The sequence below is a fragment of the Bradyrhizobium sp. USDA 3650 genome, assembly GCF_054057395.1.
The window spans coordinates 1,108,667-1,124,835 of sequence record NZ_JBSRZG010000001.1 but is presented as its reverse complement, the minus strand read 5'-3'; the positions used below and the strand labels follow the sequence as shown (position 1 = coordinate 1,124,835).

Sequence of the window (16,169 nt, the reverse complement as noted above, 5' to 3'; positions counted from 1 at the left end):
CCGCGAAAGACTCACGGAAGCCGCCAGGCATGAAGAACATGTCGCCATCTCCATGTGTCACCATTGGCTCTTCCGATGTCCCGACCTCCAAAGCCGTCCGAGTTGATCGAGACTATCTATGACGCGGGTCTCCACCCGGAGTTGTGGAGCGAGGTCGTTGTCAAACTCAATGCCTTCATCGGCAGCCAGGCCTGTGGTCTGATTTCCAAGGACCCGGTCAGCAAATCGGGCGCGACGCATTATTACTGCGGAGTCGATCCGCACTACATTCAGCTCTATGCGGAAACCTACTCCCGGTACGACCCGCTCGCTCGGCTTCCGCGCTACGGCGAGGTGCGCAACATCCCCGATCTCGTGGATTTCGACGAATATCGCCGCGGCCGCTTCTACCAGGAATGGCTGCGCCCCCAGGGCTGCGTCGACGTCGCCAATGTGGTGCTGGAGCAGTCGAAGTCGCCTTGTCCGATGCTGATGACCGTGATCCCAGGCAGGGAGATGCTCGATGCCGAGCAACGGGCGCGGATGCAGTTCCTGGTTCCGCATGCGAGCCGGGCGTTGCTGATCAACCGGGCGATCGAACGGAAGCAGCAGCGCGCGATCGCGCTCGCCGACGTCGTGGACCAGTTGAATGCGGGTGTCATCCTGCTCGATTCGACCTGTCATATCGTCCACAGCAATCCGGCCGCGGAGACAATCCTGGCCGTCGATGATGTCCTGCGGTCTGTCTCGGGCCGGTTGGTGGCAAGCTCCTCACCTGTAAATTCGATGTTGCGCGATATTTTCCGCGACACAGGCGAAGTGGCGTTGACGGCATCTTCGGGGCGGAAAATTCCGCTGATATCGCGTGACGGTTCCTACTACGTCGCGCAAATCATCGCGCTGCCATCATTGCTGCGCGAGGGTACGGCTGAGCGCAGTTCGGCCGTAGGAGCCTTGTTCATCTGGAAAGCGGAACTCGACGGCCGCTCGTGTGCCGGTCTCATTGATCGCACCTTCGAACTTACGCCTGCGGAACTGAGGGTCTTGCAGTCGATCGTCGATGTCGGCGGCGTGCCGGAGACCGCGGTTGCGCTCGGTATCGCGGAGACGACGGTGAAGACGCATCTGCATCGTGTGTTCGCCAAGACCGGCGTTTCTCGTCAAGCCGATCTCGTCAAGCTCGCAGCTGGATTCTCCAATCCGCTCGTGCACTGAAACGCGTTCAAAAACGCAGGCGAGTCGCTGCAGCTCGCAATAGGTTCAATCAGAAACATCATTAGAAAGTTATCGCGCGTCGTTCGATCGAATGACGCGATTTTCCGCGCTCTATTCTACTGAACATCACACGGTCTGTTGTTCGACGTATCGGGCATTTGTGTGAAGCAATTCACTGCAGGCGGAAGTGGATCCCGTCAACCTCTCGAACAGGTTGAGAGGAGATTGTCATGCGAACGGCGTCACCGGTTTTGGCAGGCAGGTTCCGCGATATCGTCGCCCGCATAGGCGCGGTGCTCCGCGCGCAGCGGGAAATCGATGCGCAACGCGTGTTGCATCGCTATCGCCATCTGCTGGAGCAGCCGCACGAAACATTGCGTTTGAATGAAATCATTCCGGTCAGCAACGAAGAGGATATTGCAGAAAATGCCCACGGATCTGATGGGTGCGAGCGCGCCGCCGGACAGCCCAAATTCGAACGTGCGTAACGTCAACGTCGTCGCGATCGCGCTGACCGCGGCGCTCGTCACGCTCCAACTGGTCGGCCTCGCGATGGTGGAGCGATCTCACGCTTACGCGATGCATCCGTCGGCTCCATTCGAGCCGGCCGCTTGCACGGAGAGCGCCGAGGTCCCTGTCTCGCAAATTCCCTACGACTGACCCGGAGGGCGGATTGTGCCTGACGTCACGACTCTGATGCTGCTCAGCGTTGCCGTGTTCGCCGGTGCCTTCGTATCCGGGCTCTCGGGATTTGCCTTCTCGGCGGTGGCGGGCGCCATCCTGCTCCGGGTGTTTCAACCGCTCGAAGCTGTGCCGCTGATGATGGCGTGCAGCATCGGCGTGCAGGCCACCAATCTGTGGGCGCTTCGACGCAATATCCGCTGGGAAGGCAGCCTGCTGCTGATCGTCGGTGGCTTGATCGGAGTTCCCATCGCGGTATCGCTGCTCCAGAGCACCGATACGCATCTGCTCCGGCGCGGCTTCGGCATCATCGTTGCACTCTATGCGGCCTACATGTTGCTCCGGCCGACGTTGGTGACGGCCGGCGAGGCGGTCGGGCGGCATTGGGTTGCCTTGATCGGGTTCGGGGGAGGGCTGGTCGGCGGGCTGACCGCGATGCCCGGCGCGATCCCGACGATCTGGTGCGACATGCGCGGCATGCCCAAGAGCGAGCAGCGCGGCCTGGTGCAGCCGTTCATCGCCGCGATGCAGCTGTTCGCCATCGCGCTGCTGGTCGGACATCAGGATCTGTCGTCAAAAGTCCTCGTCGATCTCGCGGTCAGCCTGCCGGCGCTGTTCGCAGGCTCCGCGCTCGGCGTGATCGCCTTCCACAGGGTCAACGAGACGGTCTTTCGCAAGACCGTGCTCGTTCTGTTGTTGCTGTCGGGGATTTCCCTGATCTAGTGCCCGACGGGTTGCGCCGGCGCCGCGCTGGTGTCGCTGCCGTGATGCGTCAGCGGCTTCATGCCGGTGACGGTCCGCAGCAGCACATAGAACACCGGCGTCAGGAACAGGCCGAATACGGTGACGCCGATCATGCCGGAGAACACGGCGACGCCCATGGCGCGCCGCATCTCCGAGCCGGCACCGGTCGAGAGCACTAGCGGCAGCACGCCCATGATGAACGCCATTGACGTCATCAGGATCGGGCGCAACCGCAGTCGGCTCGCCTCGATCGCTGCCCGGATCGGCGTGCGGCCTGCGAACTCGAGCTCGCGCGCGAATTCGACGATCAGGATCGCGTTCTTGGCCGAGAGTCCCACCAGCACGATCAAGCCGATCTGGGTGAAGACGTTGTTGTCGCCCTTGGACATCCAGACGCCGAACATCGCAGCCAACAGGCCCATCGGCACGATCATGAGGATCGAGAGCGGCAAGGTCAGGCTTTCATAGAGTGCGGCCAGCACCAGGAACACCAGCAGGATCGCCAGCGGGAACACCCAGAGGCCGGAATTGCCGGCGATGAACTCCTGATAGGTCAGGTCGGTCCATTCGAAGGCGAAGCCGGGCGGCAATGTCTCCGCCGCGATCCGCGTCGCGACCTCCTGTGCCTGGCCGGAGGAAAAGCCGGGCGCAGCCGCCGCGTTGATGTCGGAGGACAGGAAGCCATTGTAGCGGATCGCGCGCTCGGGGCCCGCGCTCTGGCGGATCGTGAGCAACGCCGACAGCGGCACCATGTCGCCGGAGGACGAGCGCACCTTCAATTGCCTGATGTCGTCGGCACGCGCGCGGAACGGCGCGTCGGCCTGCACGTAAACGGAATACGTGCGGCCAAACTTGTTGAAGTCGTTGACGTAGTAGGAACCGAGATAGATCTGGAGCGTGTTGAACACCTCCGTCACGGGGACGCCGAGCTGGAGCGCCTTGGTGCGGTCGATGTCGGCAAAGAGCTGGGGCACGTTGACCTGGAAGCTGGAGAACACGCCGGCGATCTCCGGTGCCTTCTGCATCGCCGCCATGAACGCATTCGTCGCCTGGTTCAGCGCTTCATAGCCGAGGCCGGCGCGATCCTCGATCTGCAGCTTGAAGCCGCCGATGGTGCCGAGACCGTTGACCGGCGGCGGCGGGAACATGGCGATGAAAGCTTCCTGAATCCCGGAGTATTTCTTGTTGAGGTCGGCCGCGATTGCATTGCCGCTCAGCGCGGGGCTCTTGCGCTCGTCGAACGGTTTCAGCGTCGAGAACACGATGCCGGCGTTGGAGGAGTTGGTGAAGCCCGAGATCGACAGGCCCGGGAATGCAACCGAGCTCTCGACACCGGGCTGGGTTAGCGCGATGTCGCTCATCTTGCGGATGACGTCTTCGGTGCGGTCCAGCGTTGCCCCATCGGGAAGTCGTGAGAACCCGACCAGATATTGCTTGTCCTGACCCGGCACGAAGCCGCTCGGGACCTGCTGGAACAGGAAGGCGGTGAGGCCGACCAGGACTACATAGAGGCCCATGACGGCCGCCTTGCCCGAGATCACCTTGGTGACGGTGCCGCTGTAATTCTCCGACGAGCGTGTGAACACCTTGTTGAAGCCGCGGAAGAACCAGCCGAGGCCCTTTTCCATGATGATCGTCAGCCGGTCCTTCGGCTCGTTGTGTCCCTTGAGCAGCAGGGCCGACAGCGCCGGCGACAGCGTCAGCGAGTTGACGGCCGAGATCACAGTCGAAATCGCGATCGTCAGCGCGAACTGCTTGTAGAATTGCCCGGTGAGGCCGGAGATAAAGGCGAGCGGCACGAACACGGCGATCAGAACCATGGCGATCGCGATGATCGGCCCCGACACCTCGCGCATCGCCTGGTAGGTCGCATCGCGCGGCGACAGCCCGCCCTCGATGTTGCGCTCGACGTTCTCGACCACGACGATGGCGTCGTCGACCACGATGCCGATCGCAAGCACCAGGCCGAACAGGCTGAGCGCGTTGATGGAGAAGCCGAAGACGTGCATCACCGCGAAGGTGCCGACGATCGACACGGGCACCGCCAGCAGCGGAATGATCGAGGCGCGCCAGGTCTGGAGGAATAGGATCACCACCAGCACCACCAGCGCGATCGCCTCCAGCAGCGTGTGGATCACGGCCTCAATCGACGAGCGGACGAATTGGGTCGGGTCGTAGACGATCTGGTAGGACACGCCTTCCGGCATGTTCTTCTTGATTTCGGCCATGGTGGCGCGGACGTGGTCGGAAATCTCGAGCGCATTGGAGCCGGGCGCCTGGAAGATCGGGATCGCAACCGCCTGCTTGTTGTCGAGCAGCGAACGCAGGCCGTATTGCGAGGCGCCGAGCTCAATGCGTGCGACGTCGCGCAGCCGCACCACCTCGCCACGCGTGCCGGTCTTGACCACGATATCGCCGAACTGCTCCTCGTTCGCCAGCCGTCCCTCGGCGTTGACGGACAGTTGCAGGTCGATGCCCTTGACGTTCGGGGAGGAGCCGACCACGCCGGCGGCGGCCTCGACGTTCTGCGCCTGGATCGACTTGACGATGTCGCTTGCGGTGAGGCCGTGCTCGGCTGCCTTCTGCGGATCGACCCACACCCGCATCGAATAGTCGCCGGCGCCATAGAGTTGAACGTCGCCGACGCCGTCGATCCGCGCCAGCCGGTCCTTGACGTTGAGCACGGCGTAGTTGCGCAAATACGTCATGTCGTAGCGATTGTTCGGCGACAGCAGATGCACGACCATGGTGAGGTCGGGCGAGGACTTCTTGGTGATGATGCCGAGCTGCCGCACCACGGCGGGCAGGCGCGGCTCGGCCTGCTGCACGCGGTTCTGCACCAGCTGCGTCGCCTTGTCAGGATCGGTGCCGAGCCGGAATGTCACCGTCAGCGTCATCGCACCGTCGGTGGTCGCCTGGCTCGACATGTAGAGCATGTTCTCGACGCCGTTGATCTGCTCCTCGATCGGCGTCGCCACCGTTTCCGCGATCACCTTCGGATTGGCGCCGGGATACGTCGCGCGCACCACCACCGAGGGCGGCACGACGTCGGGATATTCCGAGATCGGCATCGCGAACAGCGAGATCAGGCCCGCGAGAAAGATCAGGACTGACAGCACGCCGGCGAAAATCGGACGATCGATGAAGAATTTTGAGAGATTCATGGCCTTGCCCCTGCGCGAGAGACGACTCTCCCGTCATTCCGGGGCGCGGACAGAGCCGCGAACCCGGAATCCAGAAGTATGTCTAGGTGGTTCAACGATTTCGACGTTCCGGTTCGCGTTGCCCGCGCGCTCCGGCATGGCGGAGACGCTAACGCTGCACGACGTCCTGATTGCTGTGGTTGGATGCCTGCTGCGGCCCGCGCGCGCCCATTGCCGCGATCTCCGTCTTGAGCAGGGCACCCGGGCGCACGCGCTGGAGGCCGTTGACGATGATGCGGTCGCCGGTCTTCAGCCCCGCCGTCACGATACGCAACCCGTCCACCGAGCCGCCGAGCGTGATCGACCGGTAGACCGCGCGGCTATCGTCGCCGACCGCCATCACGAACTTCTTGTCCTGATCGGTGCCGATCGCGCGCTCGTCGATCATGACCAGCGATTGCTGCTTGGGTTGGCCCATGCGCACGCGGGCGAACTGACCGGGGATGAGACGCCCGTCCTCGTTGTCGAACACCGCGCGGACACGGATGGTGCCGCTCTGGCCGTTGACCTGGTTGTCGATGAGCTGGATGTGCCCCTTCGCCGCGAGACCGCCGGAGGTCGCCATCGCGACCGGGATCTGGTCGAGATTGCCACGCTTGCCGGAGTCCTCGGAAATCGAGTTCAACGCCCGCACCACCAGCTCTTCATCCGCATCGAATGACGCATAGATCGGATTGACCGAGACCAGTGAGGTCAGCACCGGAGAGGCGGTGCCGGCGGCGACGAGATTGCCGACGGTGACTTCGATCTTGCCGACGCGGCCGTCCACGGGCGCACGTACCTCGGTGTAATCGAGATTGAGTTTTGCGGTCTGGAGCGTCGCCTCGGCCGCCTTCACGTTGGCGATGGCCTCGCGGTTGGCGTTGTCGCGCTGGTCGTAGTCGCGCCGCGTGACCACCGCGTTGCCCACTAGTTGCGCGCCGCGCTCGAGCTCATTCTGCGTGAACACGACGCGCGCTTTCGCAGCTTCGAGCTGGGCCGCGGCCTTGTCGACCTCGGCCGCGTAGGGCGCCGGGTCGATCTTGAACAGGACGTCGCCTGCCTTCACCAGCGCACCTTCGGTGAAGTTGGCCGACAGGATCGCACCGGCCACGCGCGGGCGAAGCTCGACGCGTTGGATCGCCTCGAGCCGGCCGGAGAAATCGTCCCACAGCACCGTCTGCTTTGGTTCGATCAGCGCGACAGTGACGGGGACAGCTTGCTCGGCCGCGGCGGTCGCAGTCGCCTGCGCGGCACGAAAGTAATGGCCGGTCGCGATCGAGCCGGCTACGGCGAGAGCGCCCACGATGGCGACGCCGCCGAGAAGGCGGCGGACACGGCCGGGACGAAAGGTATTTTGGGAGGGGGGCATTTGCGCGCTCCAGATATGTAGTGTTCACTACAGATGTGGAGCTGGATACCGCAGCGCAAGATACTTATGTACCGTCCGCTAAGAAAATTGTAGCCTCTTACCGCAAGAGTTGGCAAGTGGAAGAGAAAATAAAGCGAGAACAAAGAGATAGGATCTGGCGTTAGGTTGAGAGACGACGCCGATTTCGAGGAGAACAGGCACATGGGCATGGGACGCCCCCGCGAATTCGACGCCGAAACGGCGTTGGACCAGGCGATGGAAGTGTTTTGGCGCCATGGCTATGAGGGTGCCACGATCGCTCAGTTGACCGAGGCCATGGGGATCAATCCGCCCAGCCTCTATGCCTGTTTCGGCAACAAGGAAGGGCTGCTGAAGGCCGCGCTCGACCGCTATACCAAACTGCGCAACGTCTGGATGGACGAGGTGGTGGCGGCACCCACCGCCCGCGACGTCGCCGAGCGGATGCTAATGGGCATCGCCGACAAGCAGACCGATCCGGCCAACCCGCCCGGCTGCCTGCTCGTGCAGGGCGGCATTGCGTGCGGCACCGGATCAGAGAGCGTCCCCTTTGAGCTCGCCGCCCGCCGCAGCCAGAACGAGGACCAGCTCCGCGATCGTTTTGTTCGCGCCAAGGCCGAAGGCGATCTCAAGCCGACTTCCGATCCAGCCGCGCTGGCGCGCTACGTCTCGGCGGTGTCGGTCGGCATGGGCGTGATGGCGTCCTCAGGCTCCGATCGCGAAGCGTTGCAGCAGGTCGCGAGCGTCGCCGTGCAGGCGGTCGAGGCGCAGTCGACTGAAAGAACCTGACGACCGTTGCCGCCTTCCTCTCTCATCTCACCGATTGCGTGGCAGCCAACGACGGCGGCGGGACGAAGCCGCCGAACGCGCGTTCGATCAATCCGGCGAGCGCAATCGTGGTGCGATCCTCGAGATAAGGCCCGATGATCTGGACGCCGATCGGCAGGCCCGACGGCGTGCGCTCGATCGGAACGGCGGTCGCAGGCAGTCCGCAGGTCGAAGCGGGGTCTGCCCAGATGAAGCACGCATCGGCATAGTTGTAGAGCTGTCCGTCGATATCGAGTTGCCGCGCGTCGAACGGCTCGGACTGGTCCTGGGGAAACGCCGGCACGGCCGCGGCCGGGTAGATCACTGCGTCGAACTCGCGGAACAGCTCCTGCCATCGTTGTTGCAGCCGCAGGCGCGCCGCATCGGTCGCCAGCCATTCACGATGGACCATCGCCCAGCCGCGCGCGCGCTCGGCCTGCAGGCTGCAGTCGTCGGGCGAAAGTGCCGCGGCAACTCCTTGCGCGTCTGCGAGGGCGGCCGGTGTCAGGCGCGGACTTCGCGCCGCGTTGAGCAGCTTCATGTAGAGCCGCGCGGATTCGGCGAGGTCGGGCAGCGACGCACTCGAGCGCGAAACCCGCGCGCCTGATCGTTCGAGCCGTTCCGCCAATCGCCCGATGGCGGAACGCACGGCATCGCCTGTCGGCATCAACGGATGCGTATCGATCACGAGAATCCTGAAATCCCTGAGCTGGTCGTGTCGGGGGGCCGGCAACGCAAGACGATAGCCGATCCCGTCGCGCGTCTCGTCGGGGCCGGCGATCACGTCGAGGGCGAGCGCGAGATCCGAGGCAGTGCGCGTCATCGGCCCGACGACAGCCAGATCGCCCTGGCCGGTGACGGGCGGTGCCGGCGGAAGGCTGTATCCGCGCAGCGGGACCAGGCCGAGGCTCGGCTTGTGTCCGAACACACCGCAGAAATGCGCGGGCACCCGGATCGAGCCGCCGATATCCGAGCCGATCGAGAGCGGTCCGAACCCTGCGGCCAGCGCCGCGCCCGATCCGCCTGAGGAGCCGCCGGGCGATCGGCCGAGATCCCACGGATTGTTTGTCGTCCCGTAGATTTCATTGTAGCTCTGAAAATCCCGCAGACCGATCGGGATGTTGGTCTTGCCGATGATGACAGCGCCCGCCGCCTTCAACCGCGAGACGACAAGGGCGTCCTCCGCCGGTTGGAAATCCCTGAAATGCGGAAAGCCCCATGTCGTCGGCAGGCCGGCGACGTTGAACGGTTCTTTCAATGTCACGGGGATGCCGAGCAACGGCAGGCGCTCGCCGCGGCCAAGTGCGGCATCGGCGGCGCGCGCGGCGTCTCGTGCGCGATCGAAATCGCGAACGACGACGGCATTGATTCGCCCGTCCAGCGCCTCGATGCGCGCGATCGTATGCTCGATCAACTCCGACGCAGAAACCTTGCGCGCGTGCAGGGCGCTCAGCAGTGTGCTGATCGAACCGTAGTCCCAGTCGCTGGCGGTCAGTCCGAGCGGCATCACGATCTCCATTGTCTTGCATCGCCGCGTCGATGTCGCTCGGCTGCAAACCGATCCGAGCATCGAGCATGCAATTTGGCAGATGTAATGAGGAGGCCGCGCAACGGGAACCAGATCTGTCCGCCGGTCGGGGGCCGAAGGCGGCGTCCGACCGCCAGATCGCGGGATACGCACTTCTTGCCGCGGTCTATGCGCGATCGATGGGCTCTGTACGCGCTGCTGCTCGCGTGGCATTGGGGGCGGTGAAGCCTGGACACTGACGCATGTTCGCCCTGACATTCCTTGGGACTTCGGCCAGCGTTCCGTCGGCGGAGCGCAACCACCCCGCTCTCCTGGTGGAGGCAGCGGGCAAGCGCGTCCTCATCGATTGCGGCGAGGGCACGCAGCGCCAGTTGCTGCGCAGCGGCGCGGGGTTTCGACGGCTTGACCGCATCCTGCTGACGCATGCCCATCTCGATCACGTGCTCGGCATCCCCGGTCTTTTCTCGACGCTTGGGTTGCGCCAGCAATCGGACGTGACGATCGTGCATGGGGGGCAGGATACACTCGACATCGTCATCCGCATGCTTGCCGGCCTGTGGGGCGCAGGCAGGGCGCCGATCCCTGTGGAGTTCGCACCGCTGATTGAAGGACAGGTTGTCGACGCCGGTGACTTCACCATCGACTGCTTTCCGGTCCGCCACCGCGACACCGACAGTTTTGGCTTTTCCTTCCGGAGCCCCGCACGTCGCCATCTGGAGCGGGAGCGCCTCGCCGAGCTCGGCGTTCCCGATGGGCCGATGCGCGGAGAACTGGCGGCGGGACGACCGGTCGTGATCGCCGGCCGTACGATCGATCCGGAAGACGCTCTGGGGCCGCCGAGCGGCGGCAGGAAGCTCGTGGTAATCGGCGACACCGAAACCACCGACGGGCTATCCAAACATGTCGTCGACGCCGATCTGCTGGTGATCGAGGCGACCTTCCTCGATCGCGACGCTGCGACCGCACGGGACTATGGCCACCTCACCGCCCGCGAGGCGGCTTCATTTGCCGCCGCGAACAACGTCGGGCAACTCGTGCTGAATCACATGTCGGGGCGTTATCGGGACGAAGAAATTCTGGCCGAAGCGATAGGGATTTTTCCAAGTACCCGGATCGCCGCCGACTTCGATCACATCGTGATTTAAACGCCGCCCTCAGCTCGTCAATCCCGACTTGATCGCGAGGTCCTGCACCTCTCGCGTCGCCTGCATCAGCCTTGGCAGCGCCTGGTCGCGGAAGGTTGGCATGTCCATGCGCATCGCATCGACAGTGACGCTCAATCCGCCGATCACGAGACCCCGGGCATCGAAGATCGGCGTTGCCAGCGTGCGCAGGCCATAGGCGTTCTCGCCGTCGGAGACGGCATGGCCCTTCTTCTTCACCTGATCGAGCCGGGCGAGCAGGGCATCGAGATCGGTCAGCGTTCGCTCCGACAATTTGACGCGAGGACGCGCTTCCAGTCGCTCGATCTGCTCGTCCCGCGCCAGATGCGCCAGCATGGCATGGCCGAGCGCGGCGCTGTAGGCGGGAATGCGCGTACCCGGCCGGCGATCCATCTTGTGGCGGTCGAGGCCCGCGCCGATGCGCGCGAGATAGATCACGTCGCCGCCGTCGAGGATCCCGAGCGAGGCCGCATCGCCGACATCAGGCACGAGATCGCGCAGCAGCGGCTCGACGATCGGCCGCAATGATCCGTGCGACAGCACGGTGTAGCCAAGGTCGAGACAGGCAACCCCGAGGCGGAACCGGCGGCTTTGCGGAACCGCCTGGACATAGCCGAGCTCGACCAGGGTCTGGATCAGCCGGAACGCCGTTCCGCGATCGAGATCGGCGCGTGCGGCAATCTCACTCAGGGTCAACTCGAAGGCCTCGCTGGTGAAGCCCTTGAGCACAGCGAAGGCCTTGCCGACGGAAGCGACATAATTCTTGGGATTCTTCGGGATCGTTGCCGGTGCGCGCTTGGTGGCCTTCTTTTCTATCTTGGCCATGCTGTAATGTCTCGCCATGACATGTCGCCCTTGACGTGGCGCCAAGCTGATTTTACGACAGGTCAAGCCAATAACAAATGTTCGCATTCCGAACAACATCGATTTGACGATCGGAGGAAGTTTGTCGACATCATCGCTGCACCCTCATGGCGTGTTCTCCGCCGCGCTGACGCCGCTCGACGCCGAGCTCGCCCCCGACCATGCGCGCTTCATCGCGCATTGCCGCCATCTTCTGGACGAGGGCTGCGATGGCATCGCGTTGCTGGGCACGACAGGCGAGGCGAACTCTTTTTCGGCGGCCGAGCGCATGGCACTGCTCGAGGCGGTGGTCGCCGCCGGCATCGCACCGCAGCTGCTGCTGCCGGGCACCGGCGTTGCCGCGCTCAGTGAGACCATTGCGCTGACGCGCCACGCGCTCTCGGTCGGCGTCGATACCGTCGTGATGTTGCCGCCGTTCTACTACAAGGGCGTCACCGATGACGGCATCTTCGCCTCCTACAGTGAAGTCGTGCAGCGCATCGGCGATGCCAGGCTCAAGGTCGTGCTCTATCACATCCCGCAGATGTCGGCGCAGCCGATCTCGCATGCCCTGATTGAGCGGCTGCGCGCGGCTTATCCGTCCACCTTCACCGGCATCAAGGATTCCTCCGGCGACTTCGCCAACATGACCGCGATGGTCGAGCGCTTCCCGGGCTTTTCGGTCCTGGTCGGGGCCGATCCGCTGCTGTTGCCGCTGCTGCGCAAGGGCGGCGCCGGCTGCATCACCGCCACTTCCAATCTCGTCGCGCGCGATCTCGCCTATGTCTACAAGCATTTTCGCGATAGCGACGACGACGCGGCACTCAAGACTGCGCAGGCGCGCATCGTGAAGGCGCGCGAATTGGTCTCGCGTTTTCCGCAGATGGCCTCCCTGAAGGCGCTGGTGGCGGAGCGCACCCGCCATGCCGGATGGCAGCGCCTGCGGCCGCCGCTGGAATCCTTGCCGCCGGAGCAGGTCAAACAGCTGCTCGCGAACGCGACGGCAATCGCTGCCTAGCGCGGCGCGCGACGAGGCGATCCGATGTCCGACCCTTTCCGTGATGCGTTGACCGGGCTTGCCGCCATCGTTGGCGACAAGCACGTCGTCGCGTCGGGGCTCGACCAGGAGCCGTACGTCGTGGACTGGCGCGGGCGTTATCACGGTCGCGCCGCCGCCGTGGTAAAGCCCGGCTCGACCGCAGAGGTCGCCTCCGTCGTCGAGTACTGTGCGGCAAGGCAGCTCGCGATCGTACCGCAAGGTGGCAACACCGGGATGTGCGGCGCTGCGACCCCGGATGATCGTGCGGGCAATGTCGTGATCCGGCTCGACCGGATGCGGGCCGTGCGCGACGTCAGCCCGCTTGCCAACACCATCACGGTCGAGGCCGGATGCATTCTCGCCGAGGTGCAGAATGCGGCCCGGGACGTCGATCGCTATTTTCCCCTGAGCTTGGGTGCCGAGGGCTCCTGCCAGATCGGCGGCAATATCTCGACCAATGCTGGCGGCACGGCGGTGCTGCGCTACGGGCCGACGCGCGATCTCGTGCTCGGGCTGGAGGTCGTGCTGCCCGACGGGAGAATTTTCAACGGCCTGCGTGCGCTTCGCAAGGACAACACAGGTTACGCGCTCAAGCAGCTCTTCATCGGCGCAGAAGGGACGCTCGGCATTGTCACCGCTGCTGTGTTGAAATTGTTCTCGCCGCTGCGCAGCTCGGCGCTGGCGCTGCTCAAATTGCAAGGCGTCGAGCAGGCGCTGGAGATCATGCAACGCCTGCGCGGTGCGGTCGGCGACCGGCTCGGCAGCCTCGAGATCATGTCACGATCACAGATCGAGGCGATCGCGGAGACCGTGCCGCATGTCACGATCCCGTTCGAGCTGACTACGCCGTGGTATCTGATCGTCGAGCTGACCGACACGCTTGCGGGCGTCGACCTCGATGAGCCGCTCGGCACGGTGCTCGTGGATGCGATGGAGGCGGGGCTCGCCGAGGACGTCATCCTGGCGTCCAACCTTGCGCAGGCGAAGGCGATTTGGGCCGTCAGGCACAGCGTATCCGAGGGCAACAAGCGCAGCGGTTATGTCGTGTCGCACGACAGCGTGGTGCCGCTGGAGCGGCAGGCCAGCTTTGTCACCAATGTCGAGGCCCGGATCAACGCCGCCGTGCCGCATGCGCGCGTCGTGATGCACGGCCATATCGGCGACGGCAACATCCACGTGATCGCCCTGATCGACCGCGCGCATTGCCGGGATCCGGACGCCACGGCCGCGCTTGTCGCTGAGATCAACGAGATCGTTGACGACGAGACCGCGGCGCAGGGCGGGGCGATCAGTGCCGAACATGGCATCGGGATCACCAATCGCAGCCGGCTCGCCCGCATCACCGATCCCCTCGATATCGAGCTGATGCGCGAAATCAAGCAATTGCTCGATCCCAAGGGCCTGATGAACCCGGGCAAGATCTTCAATGCCGGAGGCGCGCGACGATGACGAGCGTCCGCCTGCTTGCCGATGATCTCACCGGTGCGCTCGACACCGCGGCGGAGTTTGTCGGCCTGTGCGGACCGTTCAACGTCACCTGGCCGGAAGCGTCTGCGTCGCAGGATTCCGGAAGCCTCGCCATCGACAGTGGCAGCCGCGAGCGGTCGAAGGCCGAGAGCACCGAGATCGTCGGACGGCTGGCGCCGCGGCTTCAGGGTGGGACGATCGCCTACAAGAAGGTCGACAGCTTGCTGCGTGGCTCATGGGCCGCTGAGCTCGGGGCCTGCCTGCGCAGCGGCCATTGGGCGTCGTGCGTTGTCGCACCTGCCTTCGACTATCAGGGGCGCCGCACCGTGGGTGGACAGCAATTTGCGCGTACGGTGCAAGGCGACTGGCATCGTGTCGGAGAGAATCTCCTGACCCAGTTGCAGGTGGAGGGCATCGAGGCACGGCAGGGCGGGGCCGATACGCTCTCGCGGGGCGGCGTTCAGGTCTTCGACGCGGAGAGCGATATCGAGCTCGATCGGGTGGTCGAGATGGGACGGCGCATGCCGGGGCCCGTGCTCTGGTGCGGAAGCGGCGGACTGGCCGGTGCGCTCGCCCGCAGTCATCGCGCCGATGCGCCGGACCAGTTGAAGCTGCCGGTGCTGGGGCTGTTCGGCTCCGACCAGGTTGCCACCGCCTCCCAACTTGCAGCATGCGGTGAGGCAACCATCACGCTTGCGGAAGCCGAGGGCGCGCCGCGCGTCCAGCGCAAACTGGCCGCCGACGGCGTTGCGCTGGTCAGGTTCTCCCTCGCCGACGGTCTGACCCGTGCCGATGCGGCGCGACGGATCGCGCACGAGATGACGGCGGTGATTGCGACACTTGAGCGGCCGGGCACGCTGATCGTTGCCGGCGGAGAGACTTTGAAGGCCGCATGCGTTGCCCTCGGAGCGCATGCGCTGCAGGTGACAGGACGTATCGTGCCGGGATTGCCGCGTTCGATCTTGCAGGGCGGCCGCTGGGCCGGCGTCGATGTGATCTCGAAATCCGGCGCGTTCGGCCCCAGCGAGCTGTGGCGCGATCTGCTTCGGACCAATCATTTGCTCAACACGGAGAGTCCGAGATGACCTCTCGCCACCTTGCCATCACCATGGGCGATCCGGCCGGAATCGGGCCGGAGATCATCGTCAAGGCCTGCGTCGGCCTGAAGGACCGGATCGCGACGGGCGATCTGCGTCTGTTGATCATCGGCAGCGGCGCGGCGCTCGATGGTGCGAAAGCCGCGCTCGGTGTGGGCATTGCGATCCCGGAGGTTACGCCCGACGATCGCGAGTGGCCAAACTTGTGCTTCCTCCAGGCCGACGCCGAAGGCGACCCGATCAAGCCCGGCGTGCTCTCGGCCGATGGCGGCCGTTTTGCCTACAAGGCGATCGAGCAGGGCGTCCGCCTGACGCAGGCGGGACGGACCGCGGCCATCGTCACGGCACCGCTCAACAAGGAAGCGCTCAACAAGGCTGGCTATCATTTTCCCGGTCATACCGAGATGCTGGCGCATCTCACCGGTGTGCGCGGCTCGGTGATGCTGCTCGCCCATGGCAACATGCGCGTCAGCCATGTCTCGACCCACGTGGCGCTCGAGGACGTGCCGAAGCGTCTGACGCCGGAGCGCCTGCGCATGGTCATCGACCTCACCAACGATGCGCTGCTCAGGCTCGGCATCGCCAAGCCGAAGATCGCCGTCGCCGCGCTCAATCCGCACGCCGGCGAGGGCGGCCTGTTCGGCCGGCAGGACATCGACGTGTCCGCGCCGACGATTGCGAGGGCGGTTGCCGACGGCCTCGATGTCGTCGGTCCCGTGCCCGGCGACACCGTCTTCGTCAAGCTGCGGGCTGGCCAGTACGATGCCGTGGTGGCGATGTATCACGACCAGGGGCACATCCCCGTCAAACTGCTCGGCTTCCAGATCGATCCCGCGACCGGGCGCTGGCAGGAGCTCTCCGGCGTCAACATCACGCTGGGCCTGCCGATCATCCGCACCTCCGTCGATCACGGCACCGCCTTTGATATCGCCGGCAAGGGCATCGCCAACGAGCACAGCCTGATCGAGGCCATCGACTATGCCGAACGGCTGGCCGCTGGCGCCTCCGCATCCAAATCATGAGATCGAGCGCGA

Annotated in this window: 14 protein-coding genes; 10 read left to right on the top strand and 4 right to left on the bottom strand. The window is 64.7% G+C overall.

Annotated elements, in window-relative coordinates:
* Positions 1–75 precede the first annotated feature (75 nt).
* The 4 genes from ACVIN2_RS05575 to ACVIN2_RS05560 all read left to right on the top strand — a co-directional run bounded on the left by ACVIN2_RS05575 (position 76) and on the right by ACVIN2_RS05560 (position 2,598).
* The gene (locus ACVIN2_RS05575) at positions 76–1,194 is read left to right on the top strand and encodes a helix-turn-helix transcriptional regulator (protein ID WP_456764806.1); all 1,119 of its coding nucleotides are present in this window, start codon (positions 76–78) and stop codon (positions 1,192–1,194) included.
* 230 nt (positions 1,195–1,424) lie between these two features.
* Positions 1,425–1,682: a hypothetical protein gene (locus tag ACVIN2_RS05570; protein WP_456764805.1), complete on the top strand. Its 258-nt coding sequence runs from the start codon at positions 1,425–1,427 to the stop codon at positions 1,680–1,682.
* Positions 1,675–1,854 (top strand): hypothetical protein, encoded by a 180-nt coding sequence (locus tag ACVIN2_RS05565; protein ID WP_456764804.1) that lies wholly within the window; start codon positions 1,675–1,677, stop codon positions 1,852–1,854. The genes ACVIN2_RS05570 and ACVIN2_RS05565 overlap by 8 nt, the downstream gene beginning before the upstream one ends.
* A gap of 15 nt (positions 1,855–1,869) precedes the next feature.
* Entirely contained in the window at positions 1,870–2,598 is a 729-nt protein-coding gene (locus tag ACVIN2_RS05560) for a sulfite exporter TauE/SafE family protein (protein ID WP_456764803.1), read from the top strand.
* Here the strand turns inward: ACVIN2_RS05560 and ACVIN2_RS05555 are convergent.
* Positions 2,595–5,783 (bottom strand): efflux RND transporter permease subunit, encoded by a 3,189-nt coding sequence (locus ACVIN2_RS05555; RefSeq protein WP_456764802.1) that lies wholly within the window; start codon positions 5,781–5,783, stop codon positions 2,595–2,597. The genes ACVIN2_RS05560 and ACVIN2_RS05555 overlap by 4 nt on opposite strands.
* Positions 5,784–5,931: 148 nt before the next feature.
* Positions 5,932–7,173, bottom strand: coding sequence for an efflux RND transporter periplasmic adaptor subunit (locus tag ACVIN2_RS05550; RefSeq protein WP_456764801.1), 1,242 nt, complete (start codon positions 7,171–7,173; stop codon positions 5,932–5,934).
* A 201-nt stretch (positions 7,174–7,374) separates the two neighbouring features.
* Here ACVIN2_RS05550 and ACVIN2_RS05545 point away from each other — a divergent pair, with 201 nt between their 5' ends.
* Positions 7,375–7,980: a TetR/AcrR family transcriptional regulator gene (locus ACVIN2_RS05545; RefSeq protein WP_456764800.1), complete on the top strand. Its 606-nt coding sequence runs from the start codon at positions 7,375–7,377 to the stop codon at positions 7,978–7,980.
* A gap of 22 nt (positions 7,981–8,002) precedes the next feature.
* On the opposite strand, the gene ACVIN2_RS05540 is transcribed toward ACVIN2_RS05545, so the two are convergent.
* Positions 8,003–9,505 carry an amidase gene (locus ACVIN2_RS05540; RefSeq protein WP_456764799.1) on the bottom strand — a complete coding sequence of 501 codons (1,503 nt, stop codon included), beginning with the start codon at positions 9,503–9,505 and terminating at the stop codon, positions 8,003–8,005.
* Positions 9,506–9,768: 263 nt separating this feature from the next.
* Between ACVIN2_RS05540 and ACVIN2_RS05535 the strand changes: the two genes are divergently transcribed.
* A complete protein-coding gene (locus ACVIN2_RS05535) occupies positions 9,769–10,671 on the top strand; it encodes a ribonuclease Z (protein ID WP_456764798.1) in 903 nt (300 codons plus the stop codon).
* Between the two features lie 9 nt (positions 10,672–10,680).
* Here ACVIN2_RS05535 and ACVIN2_RS05530 read toward each other — a convergent pair whose 3' ends face one another.
* Positions 10,681–11,514: an IclR family transcriptional regulator gene (locus ACVIN2_RS05530; RefSeq protein WP_456764797.1), complete on the bottom strand. Its 834-nt coding sequence runs from the start codon at positions 11,512–11,514 to the stop codon at positions 10,681–10,683.
* A gap of 121 nt (positions 11,515–11,635) precedes the next feature.
* Between ACVIN2_RS05530 and ACVIN2_RS05525 the strand changes: the two genes are divergently transcribed.
* Genes ACVIN2_RS05525 through pdxA form a run of 4 tightly spaced genes read left to right on the top strand, consistent with a single transcriptional unit; the run spans position 11,636 to position 16,157 of the window.
* On the top strand, positions 11,636–12,550 hold the full coding sequence (locus ACVIN2_RS05525; RefSeq protein WP_456764796.1) for a dihydrodipicolinate synthase family protein: 915 nt from the start codon (positions 11,636–11,638) through the stop codon (positions 12,548–12,550).
* Between the two features lie 24 nt (positions 12,551–12,574).
* On the top strand, positions 12,575–14,020 hold the full coding sequence (locus ACVIN2_RS05520; protein WP_456764795.1) for an FAD-binding oxidoreductase: 1,446 nt from the start codon (positions 12,575–12,577) through the stop codon (positions 14,018–14,020).
* Positions 14,017–15,123: a four-carbon acid sugar kinase family protein gene (locus ACVIN2_RS05515; RefSeq protein WP_456764794.1), complete on the top strand. Its 1,107-nt coding sequence runs from the start codon at positions 14,017–14,019 to the stop codon at positions 15,121–15,123. The genes ACVIN2_RS05520 and ACVIN2_RS05515 overlap by 4 nt, the downstream gene beginning before the upstream one ends.
* A complete protein-coding gene (gene pdxA / locus ACVIN2_RS05510) occupies positions 15,120–16,157 on the top strand; it encodes a 4-hydroxythreonine-4-phosphate dehydrogenase PdxA (protein WP_456764793.1) in 1,038 nt (345 codons plus the stop codon). Before ACVIN2_RS05515 ends, pdxA begins: the two co-directional genes overlap by 4 nt.
* Positions 16,158–16,169 lie beyond the last annotated feature (12 nt).